This is a genomic window from Lentzea sp. NPDC059081, assembly GCF_042738015.1.
Taxonomy (GTDB): Bacteria; Actinomycetota; Actinomycetes; order Mycobacteriales; family Pseudonocardiaceae; genus Lentzea.
This window is the reverse complement of the sequence record NZ_JBHYGW010000007.1, coordinates 74,934-90,444: the sequence shown is the minus strand read 5'-3', so window position 1 is coordinate 90,444 and position 15,511 is coordinate 74,934. Positions and strand designations below refer to the sequence as shown.

At 71.4% G+C, this 15,511-nt stretch carries 19 protein-coding genes; 13 read left to right on the top strand and 6 right to left on the bottom strand.

The genetic code is table 11. From position 1 onward, the window contains the following. Nucleotides 1–9 precede the first annotated feature (9 nt). Both ACFWV3_RS18075 and ppk2 read right to left on the bottom strand, forming a co-directional pair. Nucleotides 10–189: a hypothetical protein gene (locus tag ACFWV3_RS18075; RefSeq protein ID WP_382412453.1), complete on the bottom strand. Its 180-nt coding sequence runs from the start codon at nucleotides 187–189 to the stop codon at nucleotides 10–12. A 36-nt stretch (nucleotides 190–225) separates the two neighbouring features. Continuing rightward, on the bottom strand, nucleotides 226–1,188 hold the full coding sequence (ppk2, locus tag ACFWV3_RS18070) for a polyphosphate kinase 2 (RefSeq protein WP_382412452.1): 963 nt from the start codon (nucleotides 1,186–1,188) through the stop codon (nucleotides 226–228). A gap of 75 nt (nucleotides 1,189–1,263) precedes the next feature. On the opposite strand from ppk2, the gene ACFWV3_RS18065 reads away from it, so the two are divergent. After that, entirely contained in the window at nucleotides 1,264–1,524 is a 261-nt protein-coding gene (locus tag ACFWV3_RS18065; protein WP_382412451.1) for a DUF3253 domain-containing protein, read from the top strand. 16 nt (nucleotides 1,525–1,540) lie between these two features. On the opposite strand, the gene ACFWV3_RS18060 is transcribed toward ACFWV3_RS18065, so the two are convergent. Together ACFWV3_RS18060 and ACFWV3_RS18055 are read right to left on the bottom strand one after the other, a co-directional pair. Next, the gene (locus tag ACFWV3_RS18060; RefSeq protein WP_382412450.1) at nucleotides 1,541–3,007 is read right to left on the bottom strand and encodes a catalase; all 1,467 of its coding nucleotides are present in this window, start codon (nucleotides 3,005–3,007) and stop codon (nucleotides 1,541–1,543) included. Between the two features lie 17 nt (nucleotides 3,008–3,024). Then, nucleotides 3,025–3,441, bottom strand: coding sequence for a Fur family transcriptional regulator (locus tag ACFWV3_RS18055; RefSeq protein ID WP_382412449.1), 417 nt, complete (start codon nucleotides 3,439–3,441; stop codon nucleotides 3,025–3,027). Between the two features lie 116 nt (nucleotides 3,442–3,557). Between ACFWV3_RS18055 and ACFWV3_RS18050 the strand changes: the two genes are divergently transcribed. Both ACFWV3_RS18050 and ACFWV3_RS18045 read left to right on the top strand, forming a co-directional pair. Further along, nucleotides 3,558–4,232, top strand: coding sequence for a type 1 glutamine amidotransferase (locus ACFWV3_RS18050; protein WP_382412448.1), 675 nt, complete (start codon nucleotides 3,558–3,560; stop codon nucleotides 4,230–4,232). Continuing rightward, on the top strand, nucleotides 4,229–4,906 hold the full coding sequence (locus ACFWV3_RS18045) for an MOSC domain-containing protein (RefSeq protein WP_382412447.1): 678 nt from the start codon (nucleotides 4,229–4,231) through the stop codon (nucleotides 4,904–4,906). Before ACFWV3_RS18050 ends, ACFWV3_RS18045 begins: the two co-directional genes overlap by 4 nt. Nucleotides 4,907–4,912: 6 nt before the next feature. Here ACFWV3_RS18045 and ACFWV3_RS18040 read toward each other — a convergent pair whose 3' ends face one another. Then, the gene (locus ACFWV3_RS18040) at nucleotides 4,913–5,551 is read right to left on the bottom strand and encodes a MarR family winged helix-turn-helix transcriptional regulator (protein ID WP_382412445.1); all 639 of its coding nucleotides are present in this window, start codon (nucleotides 5,549–5,551) and stop codon (nucleotides 4,913–4,915) included. 175 nt (nucleotides 5,552–5,726) lie between these two features. On the opposite strand from ACFWV3_RS18040, the gene ACFWV3_RS18035 reads away from it, so the two are divergent. From ACFWV3_RS18035 to ACFWV3_RS18010, 6 genes are all read left to right on the top strand, one after another. After that, nucleotides 5,727–6,323, top strand: a complete 597-nt coding sequence (locus tag ACFWV3_RS18035) for a protoglobin domain-containing protein (RefSeq protein ID WP_382412443.1) — start codon at nucleotides 5,727–5,729, stop codon at nucleotides 6,321–6,323. A gap of 4 nt (nucleotides 6,324–6,327) precedes the next feature. After that, the gene (locus tag ACFWV3_RS18030; protein WP_382412442.1) at nucleotides 6,328–6,855 is read left to right on the top strand and encodes a redoxin domain-containing protein; all 528 of its coding nucleotides are present in this window, start codon (nucleotides 6,328–6,330) and stop codon (nucleotides 6,853–6,855) included. Nucleotides 6,856–6,886: 31 nt separating this feature from the next. Further along, a complete protein-coding gene (locus ACFWV3_RS18025; protein WP_382412441.1) occupies nucleotides 6,887–7,426 on the top strand; it encodes a carboxymuconolactone decarboxylase family protein in 540 nt (179 codons plus the stop codon). Between the two features lie 142 nt (nucleotides 7,427–7,568). Continuing rightward, the gene (locus ACFWV3_RS18020; protein ID WP_382412440.1) at nucleotides 7,569–8,021 is read left to right on the top strand and encodes a hypothetical protein; all 453 of its coding nucleotides are present in this window, start codon (nucleotides 7,569–7,571) and stop codon (nucleotides 8,019–8,021) included. Between the two features lie 14 nt (nucleotides 8,022–8,035). After that, complete coding sequence (locus tag ACFWV3_RS18015) at nucleotides 8,036–9,205, top strand: sensor histidine kinase (protein ID WP_382412439.1); 1,170 nt, start codon at nucleotides 8,036–8,038, stop codon at nucleotides 9,203–9,205. Then, entirely contained in the window at nucleotides 9,205–9,852 is a 648-nt protein-coding gene (locus ACFWV3_RS18010) for a response regulator (protein ID WP_382412437.1), read from the top strand. The genes ACFWV3_RS18015 and ACFWV3_RS18010 overlap by 1 nt, the downstream gene beginning before the upstream one ends. Here the strand turns inward: ACFWV3_RS18010 and ACFWV3_RS18005 are convergent. Next, the gene (locus ACFWV3_RS18005; protein ID WP_382412436.1) at nucleotides 9,845–10,303 is read right to left on the bottom strand and encodes an RDD family protein; all 459 of its coding nucleotides are present in this window, start codon (nucleotides 10,301–10,303) and stop codon (nucleotides 9,845–9,847) included. The two genes, ACFWV3_RS18010 and ACFWV3_RS18005, sit on opposite strands and share 8 nt — an antisense overlap. 238 nt (nucleotides 10,304–10,541) lie before the next feature. Here ACFWV3_RS18005 and ACFWV3_RS18000 point away from each other — a divergent pair, with 238 nt between their 5' ends. The 4 genes from ACFWV3_RS18000 to ACFWV3_RS17985 all read left to right on the top strand — a co-directional run bounded on the left by ACFWV3_RS18000 (nucleotide 10,542) and on the right by ACFWV3_RS17985 (nucleotide 15,483). Next, nucleotides 10,542–12,863, top strand: a complete 2,322-nt coding sequence (locus tag ACFWV3_RS18000; RefSeq protein ID WP_382412435.1) for a hypothetical protein — start codon at nucleotides 10,542–10,544, stop codon at nucleotides 12,861–12,863. A gap of 139 nt (nucleotides 12,864–13,002) precedes the next feature. Further along, entirely contained in the window at nucleotides 13,003–14,331 is a 1,329-nt protein-coding gene (locus tag ACFWV3_RS17995) for an MFS transporter (protein WP_382412434.1), read from the top strand. 36 nt (nucleotides 14,332–14,367) lie between these two features. After that, a complete protein-coding gene (locus ACFWV3_RS17990) occupies nucleotides 14,368–14,781 on the top strand; it encodes a hypothetical protein (protein ID WP_382412432.1) in 414 nt (137 codons plus the stop codon). Between the two features lie 72 nt (nucleotides 14,782–14,853). Beyond that, nucleotides 14,854–15,483 (top strand): DJ-1/PfpI family protein, encoded by a 630-nt coding sequence (locus tag ACFWV3_RS17985; RefSeq protein ID WP_382412431.1) that lies wholly within the window; start codon nucleotides 14,854–14,856, stop codon nucleotides 15,481–15,483. Nucleotides 15,484–15,511: the final 28 nt, after the last annotated feature.

The following is a 15,511-nucleotide window of genomic DNA, read 5'->3' as shown; positions in this document are numbered from 1 at the left end:
GATCGGGACTCAGTGCGGGCCGGTCGCCGACGAGTTGTCGTAGGTGCCGGGGCCAGAGCGGTAGGGGTAGCGACCTCGCTTCCTGCCGCGCCGGACCCGGCGGCCCAGCAAAGTCCCGACGGTGAGGAGCACCAGGACGGCCAGGAGCAGTCCGCCGCCGAGGAGGAGAAGAACCGTTCCCATCGTCATGAGGCGAGCTTAGAGCGCGGGCGGCGGGAAACCGGGCTAGCCGGGGTGCAGCCCCGGGCCGTGCGGCGCGTGCGGGGCGATGGGGGTGGGGCTCAGCGCCGTCTCGTCCTCGCCCTCCTCCAACAGGGTGGCGGCGGGCCCCACCACCCGGAAGTCCGGGGTGCCGACCACGCCGTGGTCCTTGTCGTCGTACTCGAAGCGGGCCAGCACGCTGCGCATGGCCTCGATGCGGGCCCGCTTCTTGTCGTTGCTCTTCACCACGGTCCAGGGCGCGATCTCGGTGTCGGTCTCGCGCAGCATCGCGACCTTCGCCTCGGTGTAGTCGTCCCAGCGGTCGAGCGACTTGATGTCGTTGGGACTGAGCTTCCACTGCCGCACCGGGTCGATCTGCCGGATGACGAACCGGGTGCGCTGCTCGTTGCGCGACACGGAGAACCAGAGCTTCACGAGCGGCACGCCGTCCTCGACGAGCATCCGCTCGAACACCGGCGCCTGCCGCATGAACAGCTCGTACTCGTCCTGCGTGCAGTAGTCCATGACGTGCTCGACGACGGCCCGGTTGTACCAGGAGCGGTCGAACAGCACGATCTCGCCGGCGGTCGGCAGCTCGCGGACGTAGCGCTGGAAGTACCACTCGCCGCGCTCCCGCTCGTCCGGCTTCTCCAGGGCGACGGTGCGCGCGCCGCGCGGGTCGAGGTTCTCGGTGAACCGCTTGATGGTGCCGCCCTTGCCGGCGGCGTCGCGGCCCTCGAACAGGATGACGAGCCGCTGCCCGGTCTCGCGGACCCAGTGTTGCAGCTTCAGCAGCTCGATCTGCAGCAGGCGCTTGAGCCGGTCGTACTCGGGGCGCGACATCCGTTCGGTGAACGGGTAGTTCTCCTGCCAGGTGGTCACTTCCCGGCCGTCGGCGTCGAGCAGGACGGGCTCGTCGTTGTCGGGGAACTCGGCGGTGTAGCCCTCGACGAGCAGGTCAGGGGAATCGAGAGTCACGTCGGTCACGAAATCGTACATACCCGACGTAATGGCGCGAAAAACCGGGTTCACGGTGGCGCTCCCCGGGGTACGTCCTCACTGATGAGCACGGTGGAAGACCGTTTGGAGCACACGATTCTGGACCTGACCGCGGCGCGCGGCCCGGCCAAGTCGATCTGCCCGTCCGAGGCGGCCCGCGCCGTGGGCGATGACGGGTGGCGCGATCTGATGGAACCGGCCCGCGCCATCGCCCGTGAGTTGGCGAAGCAAGGCCGTGTGGTGGTCACGAGCCGTGGTGAAGTGCTGTCGCCGGACGAGGAATGGCGCGGGCCGATCCGGATCGGTGCGGCGCCCGCGGAGTGAGCGCCGCACCCGGACGTCAGAGCGCGCCGATCGCCTCGCACGCCTTGCGCACGCCCTCGCCGTACGCGGGATCCGCCTGACCGCAGTGGAAGACGTGCTTCTCCACGGTCTCCCTCCGCGCACCCTTGATCGCCCGCGCGGTGTTGTCGAACAGCGCCTGCTGCTGCTCGCCGGTCATGAGTCGGAACAGGTTGCCCGGCTGCTCGAAGTAGTTGTCGTCGTCCTCCCGGAAGTCGAACCGGTCGGCGACCGCGCCGGCGGCCAGTGCCGGCTCGGCGAACGCGGGCTGCTCGGCCCAGCGGCCGAAGTTGTTCGGCTGGATGCCGGGGACCCCGCCCTGGTTGCCGTCGACCCGCATCGCGCCGTCGCGGTGGTAGGAGTTGACCTGCCGCGCGCCGTTCGGGTGGTTGACCGGGATCTGGTGGTGGTTCACGCCGAGGCGGTAGCGGGCGGCGTCGCCGTAGGAGAAGAGCCTGCCCTGCAACATCCTGTCCGGGCTGAGTGAGATGCCGGGCACGACGTTGGCCGGGGTGAACGCCACCTGCTCGACGTCGGCGAAGTAGTTGTCGGGGTTGCGGGTCAGCCGCAGCTCGCCCGCCTCGATCAGCGGGTAGTCCTTCTTGCTCCACACCTTCGTGAGGTCGAACGGGTGGTAGCGGTACCCGGCGGCGTCGGCCTCGGGCATCACCTGGAGGTGCAGCTTCCAGGCCGGGTGCTCGCCGCGCTCGATGGCGTCGTAGAGGTCGCGCTGGTGCGACTCGCGGTCGCGGCCGATGAGCTGACCGGCCTGCTCGTCGGTCAGGTTCTCGATGCCCTGCTCGGTGCGGAAGTGAAACTTGACCCAGTGCCGCACGCCCTCGGCGTTGACCATGCTGTAGGTGTGCGAGCCGAAGCCGTGCATGTGCCGGTACGAGCGCGGGATGCCCCGGTCGCTCATCACGATCGTCACCTGCAGCAACGCCTCGGGCAGGTTCGTCCAGAAACCCCAGTTGTTCTCCGGGTTCCGCAGGTTCGTGCGGGGGTCGCGCTTCACGGCGTGCGCGAGGTCGGGGAACTTCAGCGGGTCCCGGAAGAAGAAGACCGGGGTGTTGTTGCCGACGACGTCCCAGTTGCCCTCGGCGGTGTAGAAGCGGGTCGCGAAGCCGCGGATGTCCCGTTCGGCGTCGGCGGCGCCGCGTTCGCCCGCCACCGTCGAGAAGCGCGTGAACGTCTCGCACTGGTTGCCGATCTCGCTGAACAGCGCGGCGCTCGTGTACGCCGTGAGGTCGCCCGTCACCGTGAAGGTGCCGAACGCGCCCGAGCCCTTGGCGTGCATGCGCCGCTCGGGGATGACCTCGCGGTCGAAGTGGGCGAGCTTCTCCAGCAGCCACAGGTCCTGCAGCAGCACCGGGCCGCGGGTGCCCGCGGTGAGGCTGTCCTGGTTGTCGGCGACCGGGGCTCCGGCGGCCGTGGTCAGCGGTTTCGTGTTCTCTTCGAACGACATCGGGTGAACTTCTCCGTTCAGTGAACGCCGGCCCGGCACCGCGGGCACAGCCCCCAGTGCAGGACCTCGGACTCGTCGACGCGGAAGCCGTGCGTCCGCGTGGATCCCGGGGGTGCGGGGTCGCCTGCCCGCTCGACGTCGGCCACCGCGCCGCAGTCGCGGCACACCACGTGGTCGTGCTCGTGGCGGCGCAGCTCGAAGCGGGCCCGCTGGCCCGTTTCGAGCCTGCGCACCAGCCGCGCCCGTGCCAGTGCCGTCAGCACGTCGTAGAGGGCCTGCGTGGACACGGATCCGAGCTCCTCGCGGACGATCCGGCCCAGCTGGTCGACGTCGGCGTGCGGGTGCTGCTCCAGGGCCGCCAGCACGGCGACCCGCTGCTTGGTGACCCTCAGCGAGGCGCCGCGCAGGGCGGCTACCGCGGTGTCGGCGGGCAAGTGCGCCTCCTCGGACCATCGGCGACAGATAGTTAGGACTCCTAGCTAGACTGTGGCATGCTGGGCGCGTCCGGGGCAAGTAGTCCGGAGCGGGTCAAGAAAGCGAGGGGCCGGCAGTGCGTTCGGTGGTCGTCCAGCACGTTCCGTTCGAAGGGCCGGGGCTCATCACTCCGGCGCTGTTCGCCGTGGGGAGCACGGTGTCCGTCGTCCGCGCCGACCTCGGCGACGAGCTGCCGGCGGCCGCGCAGCTCGACGTGCTCGTCGTGATGGGTGGGCCGATGGGGGCTCTCGACGATCACGAGCATCCCCACCTGGCGGGAACGCGCGAGCTGATCGCGGACTGCGTGCGGCTCGGCAAGCCGGTGCTCGGCGTGTGCCTCGGTGCCCAGCTGCTCGCCGCGGCGCTCGGCGCCTCCGTGCGCCGGGGGCCGGTCGCGGAGATCGGCGCGGGCGAGGTCGAGGTCCTCTCGGCCGACGACCCCGTGCTCGGGCCGTTCGGGCCGCGGGTGCCGGTCGTGCACTGGCACGAGGACACGTTCGACCTTCCCGGGGGAGCGGAACTCCTTGCGCGTTCAGACGTCTGCGCGCACCAGGCGTTCCGGGTGGGAACGGCCTACGGGCTGCAGTTCCACGTCGAGATCGGGTCGCAGGAGCTGTGGGAGATCACGCCCTACCTGCCGGTGGGCACGCGGATCTCGCTCGCCGAGGTGGACGCGGTCGAGACCACGGGCGTGCGGGTGCTCGAACGGTGGGCGGAGTTCGCCGCCGTCGTGGTGAAGGAGTCCCGATGACCCGCGCACGAGTGATCTCCGTGTCCACCGGTGGGATCCGCGGGATCCCGTGGCGCGGCCAGGAGGTCCGCACCGCGATCGCCAAGACGCCCGTGCTGGGACGGGTGAACGTCGGGGTCCTCGGGCTGGACGGGGACGAGCAGGGCGACCGCGTGCACCACGGGGGCCCCGACAAGGCGGTGCTGCTCTACCCGGAAGAGCACTACGCGGACTGGGCGCGGGAGGTCGGCGAGCTCGCCACGCCCGCGTTCGGCGAGAACCTCACCACGTCGGGGCTGCTGGAGAGCGACGCCCTGATCGGTGCCGTCTACGCCGTGGGCACCGTGCTGCTGCAGGTGAGCCAGCCGCGCCGGCCCTGCTACAAGCTCGCCGTCCACCACGACGTCGCGGACATGGCCGTGCGAACCCAGCGGACCGGCCGCACGGGCCTCTACTGCCGGGTGCTGAAGCCGGGCCACGTCGGGGCGGGCGACGCGATCGTCCTCGCGCGCAAGCCCCTGCACGGGATCACCGCCGCCGAGGTGCACCGGGTGGTCAACGTCGACCGCGACGACACCGAGGCCGCGCGGCACCTGTTGCGGCACCAGGACCTGCTGCCGGAGTCGTGGGTGAGAACGTTGCGCCGCCGCGCAGAAGGACACCTCGAGGACCAGGCCGCGCGACTGCACGGCTGAGGTCCGCTACGGGGCGGTGCGCTGCTTCCGCCTGCCCCGCGGCCCGTCCGCCGGTTCGTGTTCCGGGCAGTCCGTCCGCAGCTGCGCCAGCGGCAACGGCGCCTGGAGCAGGTTGCAGTGGTGCGGCACTTCCGGGTCGGGGTAGGCGTCCCGGCCGAAGAACCGGCACGTCGTGCACATGTGGGTCACGCTCACCACACCCGTGCGGTGCAGGTCGGCGATCACCCTCAGCAGGGTGTGCAGCGTGGTCGCGCGGTCCGCCTCGGAGATCCCGGCCAGCGCCGACGTCAGCGGATCGTCCCACGTGGACAGTCCACGTGCGACCTCCGTCCCGGTCTCGGTCAGTGACAACACCCTGCGGCGCCCGTCCGTGCCGGGGGAGCGGGTCACGAGGCCCTTGCGCTCCAACGCCGTCACCGCGTCCGACATCGTCGGCGTCGTCACGTCGAACTCCGCGGCCAGCGCGGCGACCTCGTGGCGCGCCTGCGGGTGCTGGGCGAGCGCCAGCACCGCCTGCTGCTGCAACGGCGACAGCCCGTGCTCCCGCGCCGTGCGCTGCGCCAGCGACCGCATGCCGTGCCCGAGCCGCTCGAGCGCGTCGGCCAGCCGCCGGTCGAGACCGGCCGTGCCGTCGGTGTCAGTCATGCGTTCCGCCTCGCCAGTAAGAACTTCCCCCGGTGATGGTACGTGCTCCCGGCTTGAGACGTGGGTCACCGACGCCAAGAAGTTGGTAGGAGTCCTACCTAGTTTGTGGCAGACTGGCGTTCGCCTCGCGGAGCGGATCCGCGGCTCGACGGTCCACGATCGCGAAGGAAGCGACATGACGTCTCCCGAACACCCACCACCCGCCGGCTACACCCACGACGACCCCGCGCTGGCGCCGTCGCCCGTCACCCGTGCCGACCTGGACGGACTGCTGGCGAGCGTCCTCTTCGGACCGGAGGACCAAGAGGCGCTGCGCACCGCCGGTGAGGTCCTCAGTGGACAGATCGACGCGGTCCTCGACGTCTGGTACGGCTTCGTCGGCTCGCACCCGCACCTGGTGGCGTACTTCTCCACCCCGGACGGCGTGCCGATCACCGACTACCTCGCGCGGGTCCGCGCCCGCTTCGGCCGGTGGATCATGGACACCTGCACGCGCCCGTACGACGAGCGCTGGCTCGCCTACCAGCACGAGATCGCGTTGCGGCACACCGAGCCCAAGAAGAACCAGACCGACCACGCCGACTCGGTGCCGCACATCCCGCTGCGCCACATCATCGCGTTCATCTACCCGATCACCGCGACGATCAGGCCGTTCCTGGCCGCAGGCGGACACGGCGAGGCCGAGGTCGACCGCATGCACCAGGCGTGGTTCAAGGCCGTCACGCTCCAGGTCGCGCTGTGGTCGCAGCCCTACGCCGGGCGGGCGTGGTGACGTCGTGAGCCTGCTCATGTCCCCGTCGAGCGGCCTGCTGTCGCCCGCGATGCCCTGGGAGACAACGGCCTGGTTCAACAGCGACCCGCTGAACCTCGCCCAGCTGCACGGCCGCGTCGTGGTGCTGGAGGCGTTCCAGATGCTCTGCCCCAGCTGCGTGAGCCACGCGCTGCCGCAGGCCGTGCGGCTGTCCCGCACGTTCGGCGACGAGCTCGCCGTCGTCGGCCTGCACACGGTGTTCGAGCACCACAAGGCCATGACCCCGGTGAGCCTCAAGGCGTTCCTGCACGAGTACCGCATCACGTTCCCGGTCGGCGTCGACGCCGTGCGCAGCGCGCACCCGGCGCCGGTCACGTTCAGCCGCTACCGCATGCAGGGCACGCCCACCACGGTCCTCATCGACCGCGACGGCATGCTGCGCGCCCAGAAGCTCGGCCCCGTCGACGACATGACGCTGGCCTCCGCCGTCACGAAGCTGCTCGACGGCGCGGTGCCGCCCGCCGTCTGCGCGATCGACGGCACCTGCACCTGACCCGCACCACCCAGGAAAAGAGAGAACAACCATGTCCCGCATCGACCTCACCAACCCCGACCAGGTCACCGACGAGCGCGCCGAGACCCTCGCCGAGATCAAGGGCGCCTTCGGCCTGGTCCCGAACATGTTCAAGGCCGTCGCCAACTCCCCGGCCGCGCTGCGCAGCATGTGGGCGCAGTTCGGCGCACTGGGCGGCGGCGCGCTCGGCGCCAAGATCGGCGAGCAGATCGCCGTCGCCGTGGCGGACAAGAACCGCTGCGACTACTGCCTGTCCGCGCACACCATGCTCGGCAAGAAGGCCGGTGCCACGGCCGCGGAGATGACCGAGGCGCAGAGCGGCAGGTCCGACGACCCGCGCACCGCCGCGATCCTCACGCTGGCCACCGCCCTGGTCGAGCACCGCGGCCAGATCGGCGACACCGAGATCCAGGCCGCGAAGGACGCGGGCTTGACCCAGGAGGAGATCGTCGAGACGGTGGCACACGTCGCGCTGAACGTGTTCACCAACTACATCAACGTGGCGCTCGACGTTCCCGTCGACTTCACCCGCGTGGCGCTCACCCGCTGAGCCGCCCGGCGGTGGGCACGGCCGGGGGAGCCCGGCATCCTGGCGGTCCCCGGACACCGCCGCAACCGGGCTCCCGGCCGAAAGTACGAGATGGGTGCGCAGTGCTTCGCACCCGCTCTGACCTGGTCCTACCGTCGTGATCATGACTACTGCAACGGGTAGGACCCTGCCGCCGGCCACCGTCAACGCCGCGTTCGCGGGCTTCCTCGTGTCGTGCGTGTTCGCCGTGACGTCCATCGGTGTCCTGGTGGGCACGCGCGACGACCTGGTCGACGCGCTGAGGACGTCGCAGCCGCAGCTGACCGAGGAACAGCTGCAGAGCGCGGCCACCTTCGGCCAGGTCACGTTCGCCGGCATCGCGCTGGTGATTGCGCTGGTGCAGCTGTGGCTCGCGTTCAAGGTCCGGTCGGGCCGGAACTGGGCGAGGATCGTGCTGACCGTGTTCACGGTGTTCCAGGTCGCGAACCTGTTCATCGGCGAGGGGACGGCGACGCTGCCCGCGTACGGCGGTGCCCTGGTGGCCGCGCTGGCGGTGGTGGCGAGCTGGCTGCCGGCGTCCAACGCGTACTTCGCGGCCGTGAAGCAGGCGCGGTAGCGGAGAATGCGCGCATGACCGCAGGGGGAACGACGGCGCGGCGCAGCGTGTTCGTGGCCGAGGTCGCCGTGCTGCTCGTCGCGGTCGTGGTGGACGCGGTGCTGGCCACCGGCGGTGACCGGCCGCGGGGCGTGCTGGGCCCGTTGCTCGCCACGGTCGTCCCGTACTCGGGAGAGGCGACGGCGGTCCTCGCGGTGCTGCGGCGCCGGTTCCCGCGCCGGATCGAGCTGCTCGGCGGCGCGGTCGTGACGCTCTCGCTGCTCGGCACCGCCGCAGCGGCGTTCGTGGACCGCGTGCCCGCGCAGCCGCCGGTGACGGAGGTGCTGGCGGCACTCCTGGTGGCCGCCGCGGGGTGCCGCCGGCTCCCTCCGGTGCGGGCGGCGGTGCTCGCCGTCGCCGCCTGCACCGCCGTCGTGCTCGCGCCGATCGTCCGGTACGGGCTGGACTTCCCGGCCGCGTTGTTCCCCGTCGCCGCCGCGCTGGCGTGGGGTGCGGCGGTCGCGCTGGGCCTGATCCTGCGCGACGCGGACGCACGCCACCGCCGGGAGCTGGACCGGGTCCGCACCGAGGACCGGCTCCAGCTCGCCCGCGACCTGCACGACCTGGTGGCACACCACGTCACCGGCATCGTGGTGCGGACCCGCGCGGCCCAGGCGCTGGCCGGCAACCCGGCGGCACCGCCCCAGGACCCCCTCGACGTCTACGACCAGATCGAACAGGCGGCGGCGGAGGCCCTGACGGCGACGCGCGGGCTCGTCGGCGTGCTGCGCAGCGACGAACCGCTGCCGTCGCCGAGCCTCGTGCTGGGCGACGTGGTGCGCGCGGCCGTGGGGGAGGAGGCGTCGGTGCTGATGGCCGACGACGCCGGCACGCTCACCCTGCCCGCGCAGGTCTCGGTCGCGCTGCACCGGGTTCTGCTGGAGGCGCTGACGAACACCCGGCGGCACGCGCACGCCACCGACGTGCGCGTCACCGCCAGGACCGAGCAGGACGAGCTCGTCCTGGAGATCGACAACGACGGCGTGACCGGTCCGGTGGAGGAGGGCGGCCACGGCGTCCTCGGCATGACCGAGAGGATGGAGGCGCTCGGCGGGGAGCTGACCGCGGGGCCGCACGGGCAGGACGGCTGGCGCGTCACCGCACGGCTGCCGCTGGACTTCGACGCACTGCCGAGGGGCATCTGATGACGATCCGCGTGCTGGTCGCCGACGACCAGACCCTCGTGCGCACCGGGTTCCGGCTGATCCTCGATGCCGAGCCGGGTATCACCGTGATCAGCGAGGCCGCGGACGGTGAGTCGGCGGTGCGGCTGGCGCGGCAGCTGCGGCCCGACGTGACGCTGATGGACATCCGCATGCCCAAGCTCGACGGCCTGCGGGCGACCGAGCTGCTGGCCGGGCCGGGCGTCGAGGACCCGTTGCGGGTGCTCGTCGTGACCACCTACGACGTCGACGAGAACGTCTACACGGCGCTGCTCGCCGGCGCGTGCGGGTTCCTGGTCAAGGACGCCAGGCCGCGGCTGCTCGTGGAGGCTGTGCACGCCGCGGTGCGGGGCGAGTCGCTGGTCTCGCCCGCCGTCATGGTGCGCCTGCTCGCCCACTTCACCCGTGGCGGCACCGGGCGCGAGCAGCGGGAAAGCCCGCTGACCGGGCGCGAGCTGGACGTGGTGCTGGCGGTGGCCCGCGGCTGGACCAACGCCGAGATCGCCGACCGGTTGCGCGTCTCGCTGTCGACGGTGAAGTCGCACCTGGCCCACGCCCAGGAGAAGATCGGCGCGCGCAACCGCACCGAGACCGCGATCTGGGCGTGGCGCACCGGTCTGCTCAGGTGACGCGCCGGACGACCACGGTGCCCGCGACCATGTCCCCGAGCCGCTGGTTGCGCGGCGTCACGGCGATCAGCACGGCACCGACGACGCCCAGGAAAAGCCCGTCCACCGCCATCAGCAGCCACCGCACGAAGTAGTCCCGCAACGATGGCTCTGCGCCGCGCAGCGTCGTGATCCGGATGCCCAGCCACCGCATCGCCGGTGTCGACCCGCCGTGCCGGTACGGGTACCAGATCTCGACCCACACCACCCCGAGCAGCGACACCACCGCGATGGAGCTCACCGCGACGACGGCGAAGTGCTCCGCGGGCATGCCGAGCTTCACGAGCCCCAGCGACAGCAGGAAACCGGGGATCAGGCCGAGCACTCCGGCGACGACGAGCAGGACGAACTCGATGACGTGCTGCGAGTACCGGCGGAGGACGATCGAGCGGGCTTCGGCGTCGAGGGCCACCCGCACATCCTGGTGGTGCGGCCATTCGGTTGTCCAATGGGCATCTCGATGGGCGAACAGGTGAACTTCCATTCGGGTCCGATGTGGAAACCACTTGCCGGATCACCTGTTCCACGGCGGCGCGCTGGTCTGATGGGGCAGACATCGTGTGCACGAGAGTGAGGGGTCCTGTGGACGTCCTCGCAGGTCCTTAGCGTCGGCGCTCTGTTCCGAATCCCATCGCCGAAGGGATCTGCTCGTGCGAAGACGTCTGCCGGCAGTGGCGCTGGCGACCGTGCTCGCGGGCAGCGCACTCACCGCCGCCGCCCCCGTGTCCGCCCAGCCACCCGTCTCCACCCTCACCAAGTCCGTGCAGGGCGTGTCCGACCCCGCCTCCCACGGAGACACGGCCACCTGGGTCGTGTCCTACTCGAGCGGTGCCAACGGCACCGCCACCATCACCGACACGATCGGAGCCGGCCAGTCCCTGGTCCCCGGCTCGCTGCAGGTGCCACCGGGCTGGACCGGCACCGAGGGCCCGACCGTGACCGCCACGAACCCGGACGTGCGCAACAGCGGCACCGCGCGGGTCAACCTGCTCACGCCGCCCGTCCAGCCCAGCGCGAGCTCGACCGGCGGTGACGGCTTCACGCCGATCCTGCACCGCACCGCGGACGGGCGCCTGCAGGCGTGGAACGTCTACCACCACGCGGCCGCCGCGGCGCCGAAGCTGGTGTGCACCGACATCGCCACCAACTCCCCGTGCGCGGGTGGCCCCTGGCCGAAGCCGCTCAACACGACCCCGGGGCCGTTCGGCGCGGGCAACACCGGCGACATCGCGAGCCCGCTCGAACCGCAGTACGTCCGCGACCCGGAGAACCCGGCCCACGTCTACTACTCGGTGAACACCACCACCTCGATCGGCGTCGGCTGCCTCGACCTCGCCGCGCCCGGCAACTGCGGGTACTGGCCGCTGATGAACCGGAGCGCGCAGACGTTCGAGATGGCCGGGCTCGTCCAGATCGGCGGGAACGTCTACGGCGTGGCGACCTCCGGCCACGTGGTGTGCTGGACGATGTCCACGCAGAGCGCGTGCGCGAACCAGCCGTACGCGCCGATCGTGCCGCTCAGCAACAACGGCGGCTACTACCTCGGCGCGCTCACCGTCGTCGCGGGCAAGCTGTTCGCGTCGTCGTCCACGCCCGGCGGCACCGTGCCCACCCTCGGCTGCTTCGACCCGGCCACCGCGGCCGCGTGCTCCGGCTGGGCCGCCGCGAAGCCGGTCGGGCCGTTCGGCAACTACACCTACAACGCCTACACCGCCTACAGCACAACGGGTGCGGAGGCCGGGGTGTGCGTGAGCACGACCGGCGTCAACGTCACCACCTGCTACGCGGTCGACGGGTCGTCGTTGCCCGCGCCCGTCTCCCCGGCCGGGCTGGAGAACGGCGTGCTGGTCTTCAACCCGGAGGTGGTCCGCACCGGGAACCGCGTGCGCAGCTACCTGCCGGTCTGGGGCGGCCCGTACGCGGGCGCGACCGTGTGCCACGACTGGAGCACCGGTGCGTCGTGCGCCGGCGTGCCGTCGCGCATCACGCACCCGACCGCCAACAACGGCGTGACGAGGGACTACGGCTACGCCTACGACCCGCCCACCGGCTGCCTGGTCGGCCTGGGCGACGCGGGCGTGCTGTTCTCGATGGATCCTGACACGGGGGCGTCGCCCTGCGTCCGCAGCGGCGCCTCCGTGTCGCTCACCCCGGCGCAGTTCTACTGCGACGGCAAGCCGCACGCGACCACGTACGGCAAGGCGCGTCTCGTCGGCGTGACCCCGGCGAACGTGAACCTCGGCGCGTCCACCGTCACGGTCGTCGACCAGGGCGGGAACCCCGTCCCCACCACGGGTTTCGCCCCCGACGGCACGGTCGACCTGAGCGGCGCCTCCGCCACCTCGCTGACCGTCACGGCGTCCCTGGTGCTGAACAACACGGCCGACTTCGGCGGCGGCAACCAGCCGTCCCTGGTCGTGGAGTTCACCGGCGACCCGCCGCAGATGTGCTTCCGCACCACGATCTCCGCCGACTGCCCGGTGAGCTCGGTGGCCAACACGGCCGGCGCGACGGACCCGACGGGCACCCTCACGTCGAACACCGTCACCCGCCAGGTCGCCCCCGGCTCGGCCTGCCTGCCGAACGTGGTGGTGAAGAAGGAGATCTGCGGCTCGTACACGCCGTCGAACTGCAAGGCGGGCGGCACCGGACCGTGGGTGAAGGAAGCGCCCGTGGGCGTGCTCGGCGTGCTGTCCGCGACCGCGTACTGGCGTGTCACCGTGACCAACAACGGTCCGATCGCCATCACGGACGCCTCCGTCGTCGACGACGTGGAACCGTCCTGCCAGACCGGGCCGTTCGCGCTGCAGCCCGGTGAGTCGAAGGTGGTGCACTGCTCGACCTACGCACTGCTGTCGCTGTTCCCCTTGGTGAACAAGGCCAAGGCGAAGTACAAGCCGGTCGGTGCCGGCTGGACGTACAGCGACTGGTCGTCCGCGAAGGCCTGTTCGCTGCTCTGCGTGCTGAACTGACCCGACCGGACCTGAACGCGGCTGGGCCCACCCGTCACGGCCCAGCCGCGTTCTTCCCTATAATTTCAGTGTTGACCGAAAGCAACCGTCGCGCGGATTTCGCCGCCCCGCACCGCTGAAAGACACCTACGCTCACGACATGGGGGACACCGATCGTCGCACCGCGCCCGAACGTGACCTCGACGGTGTGGAGGACACCGCGTCCGGCCTGGAAAATCCGCGCGCCACCACTGCCACCCACCTCGGCGGAACGGAGACCGCCGACCGCGACTTCCGCCGCTACCTCAACGCCAGAGTCCTCTCCGTCACCGGCGCCGTCATCTCCGCGGTCGCCCTCCCCGTCCTCGTCTACCGCCTGACCGGCTCCGCGGGCTGGACCTCGGCCGTGACCGCCGCCGAAGCCCTGCCGTACCTGGTCTTCGGCCTCCTCGCGGGCGCGCTGGCGGACCGGCTCGACCGGCGGAAGATGATGGTGGCGCTGGACTTCACCGTCGCCGGCGTGCTGGCGACCGTGCCGCTGGCCTGGCTGGCCGGGGCGTTGACGGCGCCGCACGTGGTGGTCGTGGCGTTCGCGACGCAGACGGCGTTCGTGTTCTTCGACGCAGCCAACTTCGGGGCGTTGCCCGCGCTGGTGGGCAAGGAGCGGCTGACCGTCGCCTACTCGACGCTCTGGGGACGTACGACGGTCGTGGAGCTCGTCGTGCCCGGGGTGACGGGCGTGCTCGTGGCGGTCATCGCGCCGGCGACCCTGTTGGCGGTCAACGCGTTGACCGGGGTCGGGTCGGCGTTGTTGTTGCGCGCCATCACGAGCAGCCTGGCGAACCCGCGGCCGGTGCAAGGGGCCGGGGTGCTGCTGGCGGACGTGCGGGAGGGGTTGCGGTTCCTGTGGGACGAACCGGTCATCCGGACGTTGACGCTCGTCGGGGCGGCCCATTCGGTGTCGAGCGGGGCGTGGGTGGCCGTGCTGGTGCCGTACGCCGACAAGGTGCTGGGGGTGGCGTCGCACGGGGACTTCCGGCTGGCCGTGCTGTTCAGCTGCTGGGGGATCGGCGCGATCGTGGCGGCGCGGGCGCTGCCCCGGCTGACGCGGCGCTGGGGGCACGCGAGGGTGGCGTTGGGGGCGTTGCCGTTGTCGTTGCTCGGCGGGGTGTTGGTGCTGCTGAGCGGGCACTGGCTGGTCGCGGCCGCCGCGTTGGTCTACTGGAGTGCCGCCGGGGCGACGGTGGTCGTCAACGGCATCACCTACCGGCAGCTGGTGTGTCCGGAGGAGTTGCAGTCGCGCGTGAACACGACCGGCAGGATGCTCGCGTGGGGTGCTGGTCAGCCGCTCGGCGCGGTGCTCGCGGGGGCGGTGTCGGTGGCCGCGGGTGATCCGCGGGCGGGGCTGGCGGCCGGTGTCGTGGTGCTGGCGTCCGGGGTGGCGCTGGCGTGGGCGACGCCGATGTTGCGGCGGGCGTCACAGCGGTAGCTGTCACGAACGCGCGCGCGTGCTCGTCCACCGGTTATGAAACTGCTCTTGGACCGGATCAGCCTCGCGGTCATCGGGCTCACGTCGGTGTACGTGGGGATCTTCGCCTACTTCGCCACCGGGTCCTGGTACGCGCACTTCCCGGGGTTCGGGTTGCGGTGGCTGCCGCAGCTCGGTCCCTACAACGAGCACCTGGCGAAGGACGTCGGGGCGGCCTACCTGGCGTTCGCCGTGCTGAGCCTCGCGGCGCTGGCGTACGCGCGCCGGCAGGTCGTGGTGCGGCTGGTGGGTGCGGCGCTGCTGGTGTTCAACGTCCTGCACTTCGTGTACCACCTGACGATGCTGCACATGTACGAGCCGCGTGACCAGGTGCTGAACGTGCTCGCGCTGGGGCTCACCGTCGTGCTGTCCGTCGTCCTGGTGATCCCGTCGCGGCGGACGGCGGACTGAGCGCGGCCCCGAACTCCGGGCGACCTACGCTGACACCCGGCGCAATGCTCGAAGGGACATGGGGAAGTACTGGTGGAACAAGGATTTCTCGCCTCGGCGGAAAGCCCGTTGCGGGTGCAGGTCGTCGTCTTCGACGGGGTCGAGGAGATGGACTTCGTCGCGGCCGTCGAGGTGCTGGGGCAGGCGAGCCGGGCGTCCGGTGGTGCTCTCGAGACGACGCTGGTGACCACCGGCGAGCCGGGCAGGGTCCGGTGCGCGTTCGGCACGGAGATCGACGTGGCGCACGGGTGGTCCGCGCACGCCGCCGACGTCGTCGTGATGCCCGGCGGCGGGTACAACCGCGACGACGGCTCCGGTGTGCGGAAGGTCGTGCAGGACGCGGACTTCCTCGCCAGGCTGGCCGCCGCGGAGGCGCTGCCGGTGGGCATCTGCACCGGCACGATGGTGCTGTCCGCCGCGGGGATCACCAAGGGCCGCAACGCGACCACGCACCACGCCGCGAAGGCCGACCTCGCCGCGCAGGGCGCGACGGTGGTCGACGCGCGCGTGGTCGACGACGGCGACCTGATCACCGGCGGCGGGATCACGTCGGGGCTGGACGTCGCGCTGTGGCTCGTCGAGCGGTTCCTCGGGGCCGGGATCGCCCACCGGGTCGAGGCGCAGATGGAGTACGAGCGGCGCGGCACGGTCTGGCGCCCGTGACGGGCACGTGACACGGGGGCGGTCGTTC